The sequence below is a fragment of the Vibrio sonorensis genome (assembly GCF_001854765.1).
In the GTDB taxonomy this organism is placed as follows: Bacteria; Pseudomonadota; Gammaproteobacteria; order Enterobacterales; family Vibrionaceae; genus Vibrio; species Vibrio sonorensis.
The window spans coordinates 1-16179 of the sequence record NZ_LJJE01000069.1; the positions used below are offsets into that span (position 1 = coordinate 1).

17 protein-coding genes and 2 pseudogenes are annotated in these 16179 nt (G+C 43.9%); 5 read left to right on the forward strand and 14 right to left on the reverse strand.

Annotation, left to right across the window (positions count from 1 at the left end):
* Positions 1-159 precede the first annotated feature (159 nt).
* The gene (locus tag BLO31_RS12155; protein ID WP_070966733.1) at positions 160-777 is read right to left on the reverse strand and encodes an OmpA family protein; all 618 of its coding nucleotides are present in this window, start codon (positions 775-777) and stop codon (positions 160-162) included.
* Between the two features lie 233 nt (positions 778-1010).
* On the opposite strand from BLO31_RS12155, the gene BLO31_RS12160 reads away from it, so the two are divergent.
* Together BLO31_RS12160 and bamJ are read left to right on the forward strand one after the other, a co-directional pair.
* Positions 1011-1637, forward strand: coding sequence for a thioredoxin domain-containing protein (locus BLO31_RS12160; RefSeq protein ID WP_070966736.1), 627 nt, complete (start codon positions 1011-1013; stop codon positions 1635-1637).
* A gap of 16 nt (positions 1638-1653) precedes the next feature.
* Positions 1654-2126 (forward strand): annotated as a pseudogene (gene bamJ, locus BLO31_RS12165) (BamJ family beta-barrel-assembly machinery protein).
* Positions 2127-2154: 28 nt separating this feature from the next.
* Here the strand turns inward: bamJ and BLO31_RS12170 are convergent.
* The 4 genes from BLO31_RS12170 to nrdD form a co-directional block, all read right to left on the reverse strand.
* A complete protein-coding gene (locus BLO31_RS12170; protein WP_070966739.1) occupies positions 2155-2805 on the reverse strand; it encodes a putative ATP-dependent zinc protease in 651 nt (216 codons plus the stop codon).
* 133 nt (positions 2806-2938) lie between these two features.
* Positions 2939-4120 carry an amino acid aminotransferase gene (locus BLO31_RS12175; protein ID WP_070966744.1) on the reverse strand — a complete coding sequence of 394 codons (1182 nt, stop codon included), beginning with the start codon at positions 4118-4120 and terminating at the stop codon, positions 2939-2941.
* Positions 4121-4232: 112 nt separating this feature from the next.
* Positions 4233-4703: an anaerobic ribonucleoside-triphosphate reductase-activating protein gene (gene nrdG, locus BLO31_RS12180; RefSeq protein ID WP_070966750.1), complete on the reverse strand. Its 471-nt coding sequence runs from the start codon at positions 4701-4703 to the stop codon at positions 4233-4235.
* 39 nt (positions 4704-4742) lie between these two features.
* On the reverse strand, positions 4743-6863 hold the full coding sequence (gene nrdD, locus BLO31_RS12185; RefSeq protein ID WP_070966755.1) for an anaerobic ribonucleoside-triphosphate reductase: 2121 nt from the start codon (positions 6861-6863) through the stop codon (positions 4743-4745).
* Positions 6864-7155: 292 nt separating this feature from the next.
* On the opposite strand from nrdD, the gene BLO31_RS12190 reads away from it, so the two are divergent.
* On the forward strand, positions 7156-8055 hold the full coding sequence (locus BLO31_RS12190) for an endonuclease/exonuclease/phosphatase family protein (RefSeq protein ID WP_070966759.1): 900 nt from the start codon (positions 7156-7158) through the stop codon (positions 8053-8055).
* Here BLO31_RS12190 and BLO31_RS12195 read toward each other — a convergent pair.
* The 8 genes and pseudogenes from BLO31_RS12195 to BLO31_RS12215 all read right to left on the reverse strand — a co-directional run bounded on the left by BLO31_RS12195 (position 8030) and on the right by BLO31_RS12215 (position 13592).
* Positions 8030-9094: an efflux RND transporter periplasmic adaptor subunit gene (locus BLO31_RS12195; RefSeq protein ID WP_070966762.1), complete on the reverse strand. Its 1065-nt coding sequence runs from the start codon at positions 9092-9094 to the stop codon at positions 8030-8032. The two genes, BLO31_RS12190 and BLO31_RS12195, sit on opposite strands and share 26 nt — an antisense overlap.
* Complete coding sequence (locus tag BLO31_RS25180) at positions 9087-9698, reverse strand: efflux RND transporter permease subunit (RefSeq protein WP_425425291.1); 612 nt, start codon at positions 9696-9698, stop codon at positions 9087-9089. The genes BLO31_RS12195 and BLO31_RS25180 overlap by 8 nt, the downstream gene beginning before the upstream one ends.
* Complete coding sequence (locus tag BLO31_RS25185; protein WP_425425292.1) at positions 9677-10780, reverse strand: efflux RND transporter permease subunit; 1104 nt, start codon at positions 10778-10780, stop codon at positions 9677-9679. The genes BLO31_RS25180 and BLO31_RS25185 overlap by 22 nt, the downstream gene beginning before the upstream one ends.
* Positions 10781-10827: 47 nt before the next feature.
* Positions 10828-11832 (reverse strand): efflux RND transporter permease subunit, encoded by a 1005-nt coding sequence (locus BLO31_RS25190; RefSeq protein WP_425425293.1) that lies wholly within the window; start codon positions 11830-11832, stop codon positions 10828-10830.
* On the reverse strand, positions 11793-12380 hold the full coding sequence (locus BLO31_RS25195) for an efflux RND transporter permease subunit (RefSeq protein WP_425425294.1): 588 nt from the start codon (positions 12378-12380) through the stop codon (positions 11793-11795). The genes BLO31_RS25190 and BLO31_RS25195 overlap by 40 nt, the downstream gene beginning before the upstream one ends.
* A 17-nt stretch (positions 12381-12397) precedes the next feature.
* A pseudogene (locus BLO31_RS12205) lies at positions 12398-12852 on the reverse strand (DUF6691 family protein).
* 5 nt (positions 12853-12857) lie between these two features.
* Positions 12858-13274, reverse strand: coding sequence for a YeeE/YedE family protein (locus tag BLO31_RS12210; protein ID WP_070966765.1), 417 nt, complete (start codon positions 13272-13274; stop codon positions 12858-12860).
* Positions 13275-13292: 18 nt separating this feature from the next.
* On the reverse strand, positions 13293-13592 hold the full coding sequence (locus BLO31_RS12215) for an ArsR/SmtB family transcription factor (RefSeq protein ID WP_070966769.1): 300 nt from the start codon (positions 13590-13592) through the stop codon (positions 13293-13295).
* A 161-nt stretch (positions 13593-13753) separates the two neighbouring features.
* Between BLO31_RS12215 and BLO31_RS12220 the strand changes: the two genes are divergently transcribed.
* Positions 13754-13939 (forward strand): YgaP family membrane protein, encoded by a 186-nt coding sequence (locus tag BLO31_RS12220; RefSeq protein WP_070966773.1) that lies wholly within the window; start codon positions 13754-13756, stop codon positions 13937-13939.
* A gap of 19 nt (positions 13940-13958) precedes the next feature.
* The gene (locus tag BLO31_RS12225) at positions 13959-15662 is read left to right on the forward strand and encodes an FAD-dependent oxidoreductase (protein WP_070966776.1); all 1704 of its coding nucleotides are present in this window, start codon (positions 13959-13961) and stop codon (positions 15660-15662) included.
* 38 nt (positions 15663-15700) lie between these two features.
* On the opposite strand, the gene BLO31_RS12230 is transcribed toward BLO31_RS12225, so the two are convergent.
* Entirely contained in the window at positions 15701-16177 is a 477-nt protein-coding gene (locus BLO31_RS12230) for a GNAT family N-acetyltransferase (RefSeq protein ID WP_070966780.1), read from the reverse strand.
* Positions 16178-16179 lie beyond the last annotated feature (2 nt).

Consider the following 16179-nt stretch of genomic DNA (forward strand, 5'->3'; position numbering starts at 1 on the left):
TTACTGGACTAATTTCACGGTAAATAGACAAAAGCCTCGCAATAGCGAGGCTTTTTTGTACTCGCTACCCGTTAAGTTTTACGCAAAAAAAAGCCGACATAAAGTCGGCCGGAAACACCTTAGCGGTTAGGCGTATTCGTCATACGCTCGTTGTAATTCTTAATTATTAGAAACGATAAACAGAACTTCTACACGACGGTTACAAGCTTTACCTTGCTTAGTTCTATTGGTACATGCTGGCACGTATTCACCGTAGCCACGCGTGAAGATAGAGTGCATTGCGACATTATTGCGAACCAAATTTTGTTTAACTGCCTTTGCGCGCTTTTCCGACAGCGTATCATTAAAGCTTGGCGCTCCAGTGCTGTCCGCATGACCGTCAATCACAATATCTATACCCGGTTCGGTGGAAAGATACCTCCCCATCATATCGAGCCAATATTGAGATTCCGAGGATACACGAGCAGAACCGGTATTAAATTTGATGGTATCTTTCAGCTTAACCATTACGTGGTTGCCGGGTAATAACTCGTAGTCAACACCGTTAGAAGTTAGAAATTTTTGTAGTGAGTCGTAGCTATGAGTTCGGCTCTGTCCAAATGGCCCTTTAACACCGGAATTTGATGCGATAGTCGCTTCGCCCCATTTAGGATTTCGAACATCTAAATCCCCTTTAGGAGCAACATCTAACATATTATCGCCAAACAGAAGTGATTCAGTAGGAAGTGTACCGCATCCTGTTAGAATAAGTGTTAAACATAAGGCCAAGTGTTTCATTTTTTCACCGTCATCTTTGTATTCTCGCTACATGTTCTTTATCGGCCGTGCGGCGAATACTTTAGCTCCTTAAATAAAATATAGATCTATATCACAAAACCTCTACAAGGCTGGCTAGACTTAACTCTTAGATAACTTTTACACCTATTTTTTGTGGATACTGCTACTCCTTTAGTTAAAGTCAGGCTAAAATTTATCTCTTAGTTTTGACGCCAAATCGAGGCACTTTCTCTATGAAAATTAAAGCGTTCTCTTTCGTTTTTGTTTTGTTAACCCTTCTGTTCACCACTGGATGTGGTTCCGACAATACACCAAAACTCGGAGAGCAATATCAAACCTTGCCCGTTGATCTTTCCGAATACAATCTGGCGCCGGTTACCGAAGTTTTTTCACTGACCTGTGGTCACTGCAGAAGCATGGAATCCGTTATCCCTCAGCTTGAAACTTTAACCTCAGAGCCTATTGGTAAGGTGCACGTTACCTTCAATGAAAGTGCGCGCGTCGCAGCAATGATGTATTACACCGCGGAAATGCAATTGGGTGGAACACCTCCACATGACTTTATGGAGGAACTGTTTGCAGCGGTCCAATTGAACGACGGCTCAACTCTTGAAGAGAAACAGGTGGCAATTGAGAACGTCTATAAAAAGTACGACATCGCTAGCCCCTATCAATTAGACAAAGAGCAACAGACAGCGCTTTTCGCTTTGGTGGCTAAAGCTTCGGAAATTTCCGTTAAAGGACAAATAAACTCAGTGCCTACCTTTATCGTGGGAGGCAAGTATATGATCCTTACTTCTGGACATTCCAGTGTCGAAGCTATGGCAGAAACAATTAACTATTTAAACGCTCAACAATAACCAATGGTAAGTTTCAATGACTAAAATAATTTTTCCTATCGTCATAATAGTTCTGGCTGCATTTTTCGTTTACCGGACTTGGAGTAATAACAAAGCAGGTGAAGAAAACCTCGCTCTTGGCCAAGCTTCTTACTTGAAAATGGCAAAAAGGAAGGGGTGATTACCACTGAGTCTGGCCTTCAATACGAAGTACTGAGCAAAGGCAACGGCACCGAGCACCCAACGGCAACCAGTAAAGTAAAAGTTCACTACCACGGCACTTTGATTAACGGCAACGTATTTGATAGTTCTGTAGAGCGCGGTGAGCCAATTGCCTTTGGTCTGAATCAAGTAATCAAAGGCTGGACGGAAGGAGTTCAACACATGGTTGAAGGCGATAAGTTCCGTTTCTATATTCCTAGTTCGCTGGCCTATGGCAAAAGTGGTACCGGACCGATTCCGCCCTCAGCAACACTGATATTCGAAGTCGAATTGCTTGAAATTCAGTAAAGAAAAACCGCCTTTCGGCGGTTTTTTTCTATTTAATCTTCTCTTGAACGTATTTTTTACTCACGTCAATAACTGCAACGTCCTTAAAAAAACTTCGGCCAAGAAGGATTGGGAACTCAAGATGTGTCCTGTCCGCCAAGGTAAACTCTGTCTTTTCTTTTAGATCGCCAATTTGAATCCAGCCGACCACAACAGCTCGCTTGTTTGCTTTGTCACTTGAGGACTGTTTGATTTTTGCCCAACGCTGAACGGGCAGCGCTATCTCTTTACTCTTTTTCCCTGCGTGTTCAAGCTTAAACTTCACCCAGTCTTTGCCATCTCTTTCAAAGGCGATGATTTCAGTGGCACTGATTGACGACGTAGTAGCTCCGGTATCAATACGCGCCTTAAAACTCTGCTCTAAGCCGGGGATATAAACCCACTCCTGTTCACCTAAAATAAGCTTTCCATCACTGGTCTTCTTCTGGATTGCTGGCGGTTTGGGTTTTACTTCAGGCTTCACCTCTGGTTCAGGTTTTGGCTCAGGAACGACTTCTGGTTTCGTATCTGGTGTAACTTCTGGTGTTGTTTGCTCTGCTTTCGAATCTGTGTTCTCGCTTGCGTCCTGCCCTGTCTGTGCGCAAGCGATTAGTGTACTACTAAGAAGGATGGGCAGCAGTGTTTTCCATGTATTTTTCATTGGGTCCTCTAACAATTACACCACTAGATTTTCAAATCACAAGAATAACTATGAGACGAAAACTACTCACAAATTGTAGTTTCAAAAGCGATAAAAAAGGCCGTTATCACGCAACGGCCTTTTAGAATCATTTTTAGTTGACTTTAACTATAGCATCCGCGACATACGAGATATCTTTTTCCGTCAACCCAGCAATATTTATGCGGCCATCTCCAACCCCATAAATACCAAACTCTTCACGCAAGCGCGCCATTTGCTCTGGTGAATAGCCTAACATAGTGAACATACCTTTGTGATGTTCGATGAAATCAAATTGAGAACTGCCGTGAATATTTCTCAGTTCTTGGCACAAAGAGGCTCTTAAACTCACAAGTCTTTGTTGCATCTCGGATAATTCAGCGCGCCATGTCTTGGTCAACGTCTCGTTTTGCAGAATCGTTTTCACTAATGCTGCACCGTGATCTGGTGGCATTGTATAGGTCGATCTCGCCAGCGTCATAAGCTTGCCTTTCGCATTGCCAACGTCTTTCTGAGACTTACCGACAACAATCGCCGCACCAGTGCGTTCTCGATACAGGCCAAAATTCTTTGAACAAGATGTGGTGATAAGCATTTCTTCAACGTTGTTGGCCATGTGTTGTAGGCCCAAAGCGTCTTCCTCTAAGCCATCGCCAAACCCTTGATATGCGATATCGACAAATGGAGTAAAACCTTGTTTAGTAGCGAGTTCCGTTATGGCTTTCCACGCTGAAAAATCGATGTCTGCACCAGTTGGGTTATGGCAACAACCGTGAAGTAATACCACGTCGTCTTTACCAGCATGGCTCAAATCTTCCATCATCTGTTCAACATTCACCTGCTTGGTATCTGCGCTGAAATAACGATAGAACTTTACCTCTAACCCCGCAGCTTCCATGACTGGTTTATGGTTAACATAGCTGGGATTAGAAATCCAAACACGGGTATTTGGTTGAGCAACTTTCATTAAATCGCCCAACATGCGCAGTGCACCACTCGCTCCCGGTGTTTGAATAGCCGCAACGCGATCCATTGCTGACGTTCCTTTTAGCAGCAAGTCAACCATACTCTGATTGAACTCTTCACAGCCAGCAAGCCCAACGTAAGATTTGGTCGTCTGGTTGGCGATAACAACGTCTTGTGCTTCTTTTATCGCTTGCATTACTGGTGTTTCACCAGCACTGTTTTTATAAACTCCTATGCCTAAATCTACCTTTTCCTGACGAGGATCTTGGCGATATGCAACCGTTAGAGAAAGAATGGGATCTAATGCTGGAGTTGGTAAGTGTGAGAACATGAAAGTCACAACCCTTTGAAATTCAAGATTCGAAAACAGCTAACAAGTTAACATGCTCGCGTCTGAAAACCGAATGGAAATTTTAAATATTTGTTAACTGATTAAATAGCAATCAGAAGTGATCAAACGTGTGAATAATTTGGTTTGCACTGCCGCGCCATTTCAAAGAAGGGTCCGCTTCACATTGGACAAATTTTCCATCGATCAATGTATCGATAAACTGAATGACTTCAAGTTGCGCTTCGTCTAGTTCATCCAGTTTGTACCCTGTCCACACCCAAATGTCTTTACCCGGGCACTCCTCTCGTACGCGTTTGACCAAATTTAATACGTGGGGCACGTTTGCCGGGTGAAGCGGGTCACCTCCCGAAAGAGAAAGTCCACGTCTTTTAATACGCGTATCGTTCAGATCAGCGATAATTCTGTCTTCGGCTTCTTGCGTAAAAAGATCGCCGGAATCTAACCTTTGCGTCGCTTGGTTGTAGCAGCCTCGGCACTGATGGATGCAACCAGCAACAAACAGTGTGCATCTGGTTCCCGGTCCGTTGACAACATCAACTGGGTAGTATTGGTTGTAATTCATAGTGTTAAAAGAGGCCGCATAGTTTGCGGCCTTGTAAAGTTATAAATGTTTTACTCTTCGCTTAACTTCTTCTTGTTTTCCGAAGTTAAATGGCCTTGCATCTGGGCTACCTAGATAGCCACATACTCGCCGTGTAACCGAAACTTTAGTGGAGTCATGGTTGCCACAACTCGGGCAAGTGAAACCTTTACTCGTACAGTCAAACTCACCGTTAAATCCACATTCATAACACTCATCGATTGGGGTGTTGGTTCCGTAGTAAGGAACGCGGCTATAAGCGTAGTCCCAAACGTTTTCTAATGCTTCCACGTTTTTCTGCATATTCGGGAACTCACCGTAACAGATAAATCCGCCACTAGAGACTTCTGGGTAAGGGAGCTCAAAATCGATTTTATCGTATGGGTTAACCTTCTTCTCTACGTCCAAGTGGAAACTATTGGTGTAGTAACCCTTGTTGGTTACACCATCAATAACCCCAAACTCTTTGGTATCAATTCGGCAGAAACGGTTACATAGGTTCTCACTAGGCGTACCGTACAAGCTAAATCCATAGCCCGTTTCGTCCGCCCACTCGTTTACGCGAGCTTTCAGGTATTTAACCACTTCAACAGCTTTTTCGCGCAACTCTGTACTGTCGTAAACGTGTGTTGAGTCGCCATACAGTGCGTTGATAGTCTCATGCAGGCCAATATATCCAAGTGAAATTGATGCACGTCCATTTTTAAAGATTTCAGAAATTGCATCGTCTGCTTTAAGTCTGACACCGCACGCCCCTTCCATATACAAGATTGGGGCAACGCGTGCGCGCACATTTTCCAAGCGGCTAATACGAGTTTCCAGCGCTTTGCGCGCAATGGCTAAACGCTCGTCCAAAATCTGCCAGAAACGGCTTTCATCTCCTTGTGCCTTAAGCGCTATACGTGGCAAGTTGAGGCTAACCACCCCTAAGTTGTTTCTGCCTTCGTGAATAAGTTCGCCATTTTCCTCATAAGTGTTAAGGAAACTACGACAACCCATTGGCGTTTTAAATGAGCCAGTCACTTCTACTACTTTTTCGTAGTTAAGAATATCTGGGTACATGCGCTTACTCGCACACTCTAGTGCCAACTCTTTGATATCGTAATTAGCATCACCAGGCTTGTGGTTTAAGCCGTCTTTAATAGCAAAAACCAATTTCGGGAACACTGCAGTTTTTCTATTCTTGCCTAAGCCAGCAATGCGGTTTCGCAAAATAGATTGTTGAATCAGACGTGAACCCCAACTTGTACCAAGTCCAAAACCAAAGGTCACGAATGGCGTTTGGCCGTTAGCAGTGTGTAAGGTATTCACTTCGTATTCCAGAGACTGAAATGCGTCGAAACACTCTTTTTCCGTACAGCTTCGCGCATACGCCTGTGGATCGTGAATATCCCACTCTTGAGCCGTTTCTAGGTGCTTGTCGTAACTTGTCATTACATAAGGCTCTAGCACTTCATCGATGCGGTTAATGGTCGTACCGCCGTAGATATGGCTTGCCACTTGAGCGATGATTTGCGCAGTAACCGCCGTTGCCGTTGAAATCGATTTTGGTGTGTCGATTTCGGCGTTGCCCATTTTAAAACCGTGTGTAAGCATGCCTTGTAGATCGATTAGCATACAGTTAAACATTGGGAAAAATGGCGCGTAATCAAGATCGTGGTAATGGATATCACCATCTTCATGTGCTTGAACGACATCTCTTGGCAGGATATGTGTCTTGGCGTAGTGCTTCGCTACAATCCCTGCTAACAGATCTCGCTGGGTTGGAATAACCTTACCGTCTTTGTTTGCGTTTTCATTGATTAGGTCGAGGTTGCTCTCTTCAATCAAACCCTCGATCTCTCGAGTGAGTGCACTCTGTTTTTCACGAGCGATATCTCTATCGTGTCGATATTCGATATAAGAACGAGCAAGTGCTTTGTATGGCCCTTGCATTAATTCATTTTCTACTAGGGTTTGGATTTCGTGAATATGGACTTCGTCCTGTTCATCGAGTTTCAACTGTACTGCAAGGGCGACATTAAGCGCGTAAATGGCGGTCTCTTTATCGATATGCGTTGAAGCTGCTTCTACTGCTGATTGAATACGATCCCTACTGAAAGGCGCTCTCGAACCGTCGCGCTTAATTACGATGGGTTTCACGATTTCTCCTTACCCTTAGTATACTCACAGAGTTATCCACAAACACACTATATGGGGTTATTTTTTATCCGACTGACACTATATATTGTGCCCGTATTTATAGTCCTTAACTATTTTCAAGCATTGATTTAGATCAATAAAGTTGGAGGCAGGATGAAGATCAAATCGATCTTGTGGCTCTTGATCTCACATCAAAAGAAATGAATGAAAATCTTAAAAATGAGCGTTTTTGGGGTTGCAATTTCTTCATCCCTTGTAAAATAAAGGACTCAGTGTTTTGGGCTATATATTGATGACTAAATTGAAAAATCTTTGTTTAATAATTGTTTTCACTACTTTTATCCACAGCAGTGCGGTATTTGCACAAAACTCTGTAAAATTAATGAGTTGGAACATCGAGTGGCTGGCTAGCCAATCCGGTTCAACCCCAATTCAAGCTAAAAGGACGGAAAATGACTACCAAAAACTCGCTGAGTACTTCTCTACAACTCAACCTGATATTTTGGCATTTCAAGAAATCAACGATATAAAAGCAATACAAAAGGTGGTGGGAAGTGATTATGCGATCATATTGTCAGATCGAGCCGATCAATCCTTTCGCTCTAACCAGTTCAACGGTATAAACCAATACACTGGCTTCGCAGTCAACAAAGCGTTCACTGTTAGCAACCGAAAAGACCTCATCCTAGATTCTCGTCCATCAAGCAAACTGCGTTTTGCTAGCTATCTTGTAGTAGAGACCGAATCTAACCAAACACTTCACTTGCTCTCTGTACATCTCAAAGCGGGGTGCAGTGGACGCTTTAAAAGCAGTAACAACTGTCACATCTTAAAAAAACAAGGAGAAGAGCTTAACGATTGGATACGAAAAATGGACAAACAGAATCAAAACTACATGGTGCTTGGCGACTTCAATCACAATCTCAGCTACCCCAAAGATTGGTTATGGGAAATTTTAGTCAAAGGATCTCGCTCCAAACTAGCCACTTACCACACAAAAGCAGAGTGTAAAGTGAGGTCTCGTAAGAACCCAAATAAGACCCACCAATTTCGTTCTTTAATTGATCACATCATTGTGTCTCCATCGATAGAGACTAACAAGCCAGTGCAGACGGTGTTTACAAGCCACGACGTTTTGACGCACAAACTTAGCGACCACTGCCCTCTCAATATTGAAATTTCACTTCCCTAGGATAAAGAAGAATGGTTTCCCCGTCAGTTATACCGCTTCTAACACGTCCCTGTTCTCCCAACTCGATAAGCCGGCGATGAACACTGCCGTTCTCTATGACATAAACATAATCCAGTTGTCCTACTTTAATCAGAGCGTTTTCCGGTACCCTAAGTACATTCACTTCCCTTTCTCTAACCGAGACACTGGCATATGTTCCTGGGTAGACCTGAACATTGTGGTCGTAATCAACCTTAACAATAAAACTTCGTGATCCGTCGTCGGCCGCTGGAGTGATTTCTACTACGTTGCCTATAAAGTGGCTTTCACTTCTTGGCAAGTTAACCTTAATGGGCGTGTTTATCTCGATGTAAGGCATACTAGATTCGGCAATATCTGCTTTTACTTGAAGACTTTCAGGATTGTACATTGCAAGAATTGGCATCCCAGGTGTCGAGGTTTCACCCTTATAGGCGCGCTTTTCAGTTATGACGCCATCAAACGGCGCGGTCAATATACTAAAACCAAAGGTCGCTTTTACCTGACGCAACTGGGCTCGGATCTTTTGCAAATTTGCCGAGTCGATCTTGAGTTGGTTTTCCGCCCTATCGAAATCAGACTCTGAAACGAGTTTCTTTCCCCTCAGCTCTGAGAGGCGTTTAAACTCCTTTTCAGAGGTGAATAAACGCGCTTGAGCTGCGACAAGGGCTTGCTCTTGTTGTACTACGTTCGCATCGAGGTCTTGATTCTCTAGCCGAACGAGAATATCACCAGCCCGAACCGTATCGCCAACACTAACCAAAACATCCGAGATTTTTGCAGTAATTCGACTGGCAATGTTAGCTTGTTGCGCCGCAACAACTGACGCGGGAAAGTCGCGATAGGTAAATTCTTGTTCAGACACTAAGGTCATCGCTTTCCCCTGTGCAAGCTGATCTGTAACGTCTAGCCTACTTTCCCTTCCATCAACCTTTTCATTAAAGCTACCAGACATGTAGGCAAACACCAGAGCTAAAAACCCAAACGATAACAATGCGTGTAGCCATTTTTGTTTAAGCATGCTCAACTCCTTCTCGGTTCTGTTGCTCGTCTGAATATGCGAGGTGATAGACGAGCGGTATGACAAATAATGTAAATACCGTCGAGGCGGCAATACCAAAGATGATTGCCCAAGCCAAGCCGTTAAAAATAGGGTCTAGCGTAATGACCAAATTGCCTAATAATGTCGTACCAGCAGTCAGTAGTATGGGGCGCATTCTGACGCTTCCTGCCTGAAGTAACGCCTCTTTCAGTTCCAAGCCTTTATTTCTGGACTGCTCAATGAATTCAATAAGAACAAGTGAGTTCCGTACAACAATACCTGCCAGTGCAATCATCCCTATCATGGCCGTTGCGGTGAAAAGCGCAGGATTGGTGTAGTTTCCAATGGGTTGAGCAAGAGTATTCAATAAGTAGAAACCTGGCATTATTCCGATCACCGTTAATGGAATCGCTAACATAATAATGCCAGAAACGGCCGGTAAACCGGTTTGAATCAAGATGACAAGAAAAACCCCTAACAATGCCGCACCGTATGCTAGACCAAGATCTATAAAGACATCGATAGTGATTTTCCATTCTCCCTCACCACTCCAAACCACATCTATGTCTTCGTCGACAGACAACCTATCCCCGCCCCGTTATTTAAATAGTGTCGACTTTTCACTGGAACAAACTCTGAACCTACCTCTCTGTTTTGGTCGGCAATAAGGTCAGACACAACTTCACCGGGGACTCTACCAATGGGTTCTGCGTAAACGTAAACAACAGGGCGCAAATTTTTGTGATATATGGGCTTATTTGCCGCTTCTTTTACGAAATAACCTAACTCAGAAAGTGACACCATAGGCTGCGGAGCATCGGTCAAACCTTGAGGTGTGGTCTCTTTGACCACACCGCTTCGCCCTCTTACTTGTAACTCCAGAAGTTTACTTAGGTTATCCCGTAAAGAGCGAGGTAGCTTTAGGATCACGGGCAAGGGATTGACCTCTTCCTCGTCTGCTAAATAAGCGACTACTTTTCCACCTACCGCGCTTGCTAGAACGTTATTAACATCAGATACCGATATTCCTGATAGCGCCGCTTTTTGCTGGTCGACTTTAAACCGCCATGTTTCCAAATGTTGATCTGAGCTTACATCAACCTCAGACACGTGTTGCTCAGATTTCAATCGATTAGCTAGTTGATTCGCTGCTGCTTCAATGTCTGCATAGCTCGTTGTTTCTTGTCCGTAGACTTCTGCAACAATCGTCGCTATCACTGGGGGGCCGGGAGGGAGCTCTACTAATTTAACTTTGGCATTGTGTCTTAGGGCTATCTTTTCAATTTGAGGTCTAAGCCTAGTCACTATTTCATGGGACTGTGTAAAGCGTTCCAACTTATCAGCAAGCACAACGCGAACCTCTCCTTGATTGCCTTTTGCTCGCAAAAAGTAGTGGCGAATCATTCCATTAAAGTCCATAGGGGAAGCTAAGCCAGCAAAACCAGAAACGCTTTCCACTTCAGGTTCCGTTACCAAATAGTCGGATATCGACTTAAGAACAATATTAGTGTCGGTGAAACTGCTGGTTTCAGGCAAGTCGACCACGATTTGAAACTCGTTTTTATTGTCGTAAGGTAAAAGCTTAAGTGGAACTAAACGCAATGCAGGCAAGGCAGCTGCAACGATAAATAGCAGTGCTACAACAACGAGAAATCCCCAAGACAAACGTCTTCGATCTAATAACAGAGAAAGCAGTTTTTGATAATTTTGAATTAGCCAAGAATCCTCTTTGGCCTTTGCTTTGCCTGTGGCTTGAGAAGTTTACCCGCCAACCAAGGTGTGATCATAAAGGCAACGAGTGTACTAAACAGAACACTAATCGGTACATTAAAAGCCAAAGGTCCCATATATGGGCCCATCATACCTGATATAAAAAACATCGGTGTAAACACAATGACTATCGCAACAGTAGACATGAGCAATGCGCCGCGTATCTCGTTCATCGCCGATACAATGGCGTTAGTGGCAGAGTAGTTTGATTTGCGAAGATACCGTTCAATGTTATCAATACTGGCAATCGGATCATCGACAATAAGTCCCAAGGACAAAATTAACGCAAATAGTGTTACACGATTAATAGTGTAACCAAATAACCAATCAACACCCAAGGTCGCACCGTAACTTACAGGTATCGCTATCGCCACCACCATTGCTGAACGCCAGTTCAACGTTAGGCCCACAAAAACAACGACCGTTACAACCGCTATACCCAAGCTAGTTACTAGGTTGTTAACTTTGTCAGACGCGGTCTGACCATAGTCCCTGATTATTGCTATCTTAACGCCTTCAGGTAACTGGTTTTCAGCCAAATTCGCAAGGTGTCTATTCACCTGTTTTGAAACCGTTACCGCATTTGCTCCTTTCTGCTTTGCTATTGAAATGAACACTGCGGGTTTCTCAAGCAAGTCATCTCTCGTCCGATACCATGTATCTTTTAACAAAGAGCGAGCGCCATCTTTCACCTTGGCAATATCTCTTAAGTAAACTGGATTTCCGTTGTTCACTGAGATAACAAGGTTTTCTACATCTTGTGAACTTTCTAACCAACTACCGCTTTCAAATTGATAGTTGATACCCCGCTCTCGGATGTCGCCAATTTGCCGTAGGTCGTGACTAACATTAAAAGCAAATTCAAGATCATCTATAGTAACTTGATGAGCTGCCATCGCCGTTGCGTTTAGTTCAATATTGACAGTTCTTGGCTCTCCACCAAACACCTTAACTTGATTTGTATCCTCAATAGACTTGAGCCCAAGCTCGCCTGTTCAGCGACACGCCTGAGTTCATAAAGACCAATTTTATCGGGTGTTTCTGAGTAAAGTGCGGCAACGACAATCGGTACATCGTCTATTTCGATTGGTTTAATCATCCACTGCGAAACCGCTTGAGGTATTTTGTCTTGATTTGAAAATAGTTTGTTATACAGTCTTACCAAGGCTCGCTCTCTATCTTCACCGACAAAGAATCTCACAATAACTTGCGCTTGACCGCTCATTGAAGCGGAGTAGACATACTCAACACCATCAATCTGACTAACCAGCTTTTCCAGTGGTTCCGTAACTTGATTCTCCACTTGTGTAGCCGAAAGCCCCGGAGCGTGAATAATCACGTCCGCCATAGGTACCACGATTTGAGGGTCTTCCTCTTTTGGCGTCAACCAAAGCGCGACGCTACCTATGACGATGGATAAGAAGAGAAATATTGAGGGAAAATAGCTGGATTTCACGTTCGCTATAAATCCACTTCCTTGTTCACTCTTTGCCATAATTCCCCCAGCAAAAGCTAGCTTTCATTGATCAAGATTGGTGTTTGATTATCACTACTGCTAAATGTTCGGCTTGCCAGTAGAGAACCCGCTAACATAGCGGCGATAAATACCCCTATTTCATAGCTGCCAAAACCCACGCTAGCTACTGCTGGTCCCGGGCAAATACCTGCTAATCCCCATCCGATGCCAAACATCACCGCTCCAACTACCAGCTTTTTATCTAATTGCTTATGTCTTGGAATGTCGTAACTTTGCTCGTACAGAGGGGCCTGTCTGCGCGTAATCACTAACCAATACCCCGGAACAAATACCAGTAAAGCGCCCCCCATAACAAAGGCTAAACTAGGTCCCAAGGGCCAAGTACATCTAAAAATGCCAAAACTTTATTAGGATCTGTCATGCCCGACAATCCCATCCCTAAGCCAAACAACAGGCCACTTAACGAAACATAAAGAAGAGATCTATTCATTTTAGTTACCCGTGATATCGAACGGCGACAGTTAAGGCGGCCGAAACCATAAAGATTAACGTCGCGACAATTGAGCGCTTTGACAACCTACCTATGCCACATATTCCGTGACCCGATGTGCATCCATTCCCAAGTTTAGTGCCAAACCCAACGAGCAATCCCGCCAGTACAAGTAACGGCAAAGAACTGGCGCTGTAGTCTGTCTTTTCAACGTTCCACAACACTGAGCTCAATAAACCTCCTACCACCAAAAAAACAAGAAACACCACTCGCCATTTGATTCCTTGCTTTTGAGGTGTGATAACGCCATTAACGATGCCACTAATACCTGCGATCTTCCCTACTGACAGCAACAAGATTAGCGCTGAAAGCCCCAAAAGCGCTCCACCTATTAGGGCTTGAATTGGCACAATTTGATTCATTTTTACCTCGATCACCAATTAACAAAATACGGTTTGAAGGCTTGAGATCAAAGCCTCAACCCGCTTGTCCTGCAAAGTATAAAAAACTTGCTGGGACTCTTTTCTAGCACTGATTAGATTGTGTTTACGCAACACACTAAGGTGTTGTGAAAAAGCCGATTGACTTAGATCAGACTGGTCAGCCAACTCAGCAACGCCTACTTCCCCTTGAGTCAATTTACATAGCACCATCAATCGCTCTGGGTGCGCCATAATCTTTAAAACTTCAGCCGCTTCTATCGCATTACTGCGCATTACATCTACGTCTATATCACTCATAAAACGTCTCGCTGGTTTACTTTCATATATTAGTTTCAGCTAAACAATGTACTTTAGTCAAGTCTAATTTAGTTATTTCAAATTTAGACTCATTAACATTAGACAATGCTAAAGTGCGTGTTATAGTAAACAGGTCAACACTGATAATTCAGGAGATAGATATGACTTTAGAAAACGGAGTTCGAGTGTTTGCAGGTATTATGGTTTTGGTCTCAGTCGGACTGACGGCATTTGTTCACAGTGGCTTTATTTGGTTTACTGTTTTCATCGGCTTTAACCTAATTCAAAGTGCTTTTACCGGAATATGCCCCGCGAGAACGATTCTCTCCAAACTTGGCCTTTCCTAATAAAATTGTGGAGTCAAAAATGACAAAGATAGTAATAATTGGTGGCGTTGCTGGCGGTGCATCCGCAGCAGCGCGTGCAAGGCGATTGAGCGAGTCCGCTGAAATAATCATGTTTGATCGTGGACCATTTGTCTCCTTTGCAAACTGCGGCTTGCCCTACCACATTGGCGGTGACATTGAAGAGCGGAGCAAGTTGTTGTTGCAAACCCCTGAAAGCTTTCGCGCTCGTTTTAACGTCGATGTTCGCGTACTTAGCGAAGTCACAGCCATTGATCGCGAAAACAAATCTATTACCGTAAAAAGCGTATTAGATGGTAGCCAATATTGCCTAGATTATGACTATCTCTTACTCAGCCCAGGTGCAGCTCCGGTTGTTCCTGCCATTCCGGGCGTGGACAACCCTCTCACTCATTCCCTGCGTAATATCCCTGATATGGACCGCATAATCAAAACGATAGAGACTAACAAAGTTGAACACGCCACCGTCGTTGGCGGGGGCTTTATTGGTCTTGAAATGGTGGAGGCTTTCCACCAACTTGGAGTCAAAACCACCTTGGTAGAGATGGCAGATCAAGTAATGACACTGGTCGACCGCGAAATGGCAGGGTTTGCTCATAACGAGATTCGAAATAAAGGCGTGGATTTGCGCTTAAATGTGGCACTCTCATCTATTGAATATGTTCCCAACCAAACTATCGCAAGCCCAGATGCAGGTCAATCTGACGGACATCAGCATCTACAAGGACATTTGAAACTTTCTCTTAGTGACGGAAATCAGTTGGATACCGATATCCTGATCATGGCAATCGGGGTTCGTCCTGAAATCAAATTGGCACAAGAGGCTGGCTTAGAGATTGGCCGACTAGGTGGCATTTATACCAACGAGTTTATGCAAACGAGCGACCCTTCAATATACGCGGTAGGAGACGCAGTAGAAGAAAAGGACTTCGTTGACGGCGAGCGAACACTGGTTCCACTAGCTGGCCCCGCAAACCGACAAGGGCGAATGGCTGCGGATAACATGCTAGGTCGTAAGGAGGCCTATCAGGGAACACAAGGAACGGCTATATGTAAAATATTCGACTTAGCAATAGCTTCCACCGGTAAGAACGAGAAATCTCTAAAAAAAGCCGGGGTTCCATACAAGAAAGTCTATGTTCACACTGCCAGTCACGCGAGCTACTACCCCGGTGCAGAAGTCGTTTCCTTGAAGTTAATCTACTGTCCTGAAACGAAAAAAATTCTCGGTGCCCAGGCAACCGGTAAAGATGGCGTTGATAAAAGAATTGATATCTTAGCGGTTGCCCAACGAGCTGGTATGACAATTGATCAACTACAACATTTGGAGCTAACTTATGCACCACCTTATGGCAGTGCAAAAGATGTCATCAACCAAGCGGCTTTTGTTGCTAGCAATATAGAAAACGGCGACATACAGCCAGTTCATTTTGAAGAGCTGGAAACCGTGGGCGATCACCAAATGGTCCTAGATGTTAGAACACCAAGTGAAATAGAGAACTTGGGAACAATAAGTGGTTCTGTCAATATCCCAGTCGACGAGTTAAGAGATCGTATGGAAGAACTGCCAAAGGACAAAGAGCTATTAGTACTATGTGCTGTCGGGTTAAGAGGCAATGTCGCCACGCGTCAGTTGACTAATCGCGGTTACAAAGCACGTAACATCATAGGTGGCTATCGCACTTATCTACACTCTAAAGCATAAGCGTCCCAGTCTATTAAAAAAAGGGGCTTTTGCCCCTTTCATACGTCTAGGTGCATTTCCAGTTTATGCCAGTATTGCTCGCCAATTTGAACCGAATTTTGAACCCTTTTGACAATCCTAAAACCGAGTGAGGAATAACAAGCCAATGCGGGTTTATTGTGCTCAAATACCGCTAGGGTAATTTTTTTGGCGCGATATTCATTCTCCCCCAGTGATTTAATTGCTTGAATCAAGTGTTTTGAAATACCCTTACCACGGTGATCCAGTGAGACAAACACTCGGCAGATTCGATAAGTCTGCTCTCCTTTATTGTTTAATTCGGCGTAACCAAGAACTTGGTCGCCATCTAACAAAAGAAAAGCATTGTTATCAGGGTCCGCTATATGCCGAGCTATTTGCAGCTCGCTTAAAGGGAAACTGAAATTGGGACCAGCCCACTGGTAGCAAAGTTCTTCTGTATCGATCCAATTTTGTAAAATAGGGATGTCTTTTTTCTCAAATTCAATTAGTTTCATTT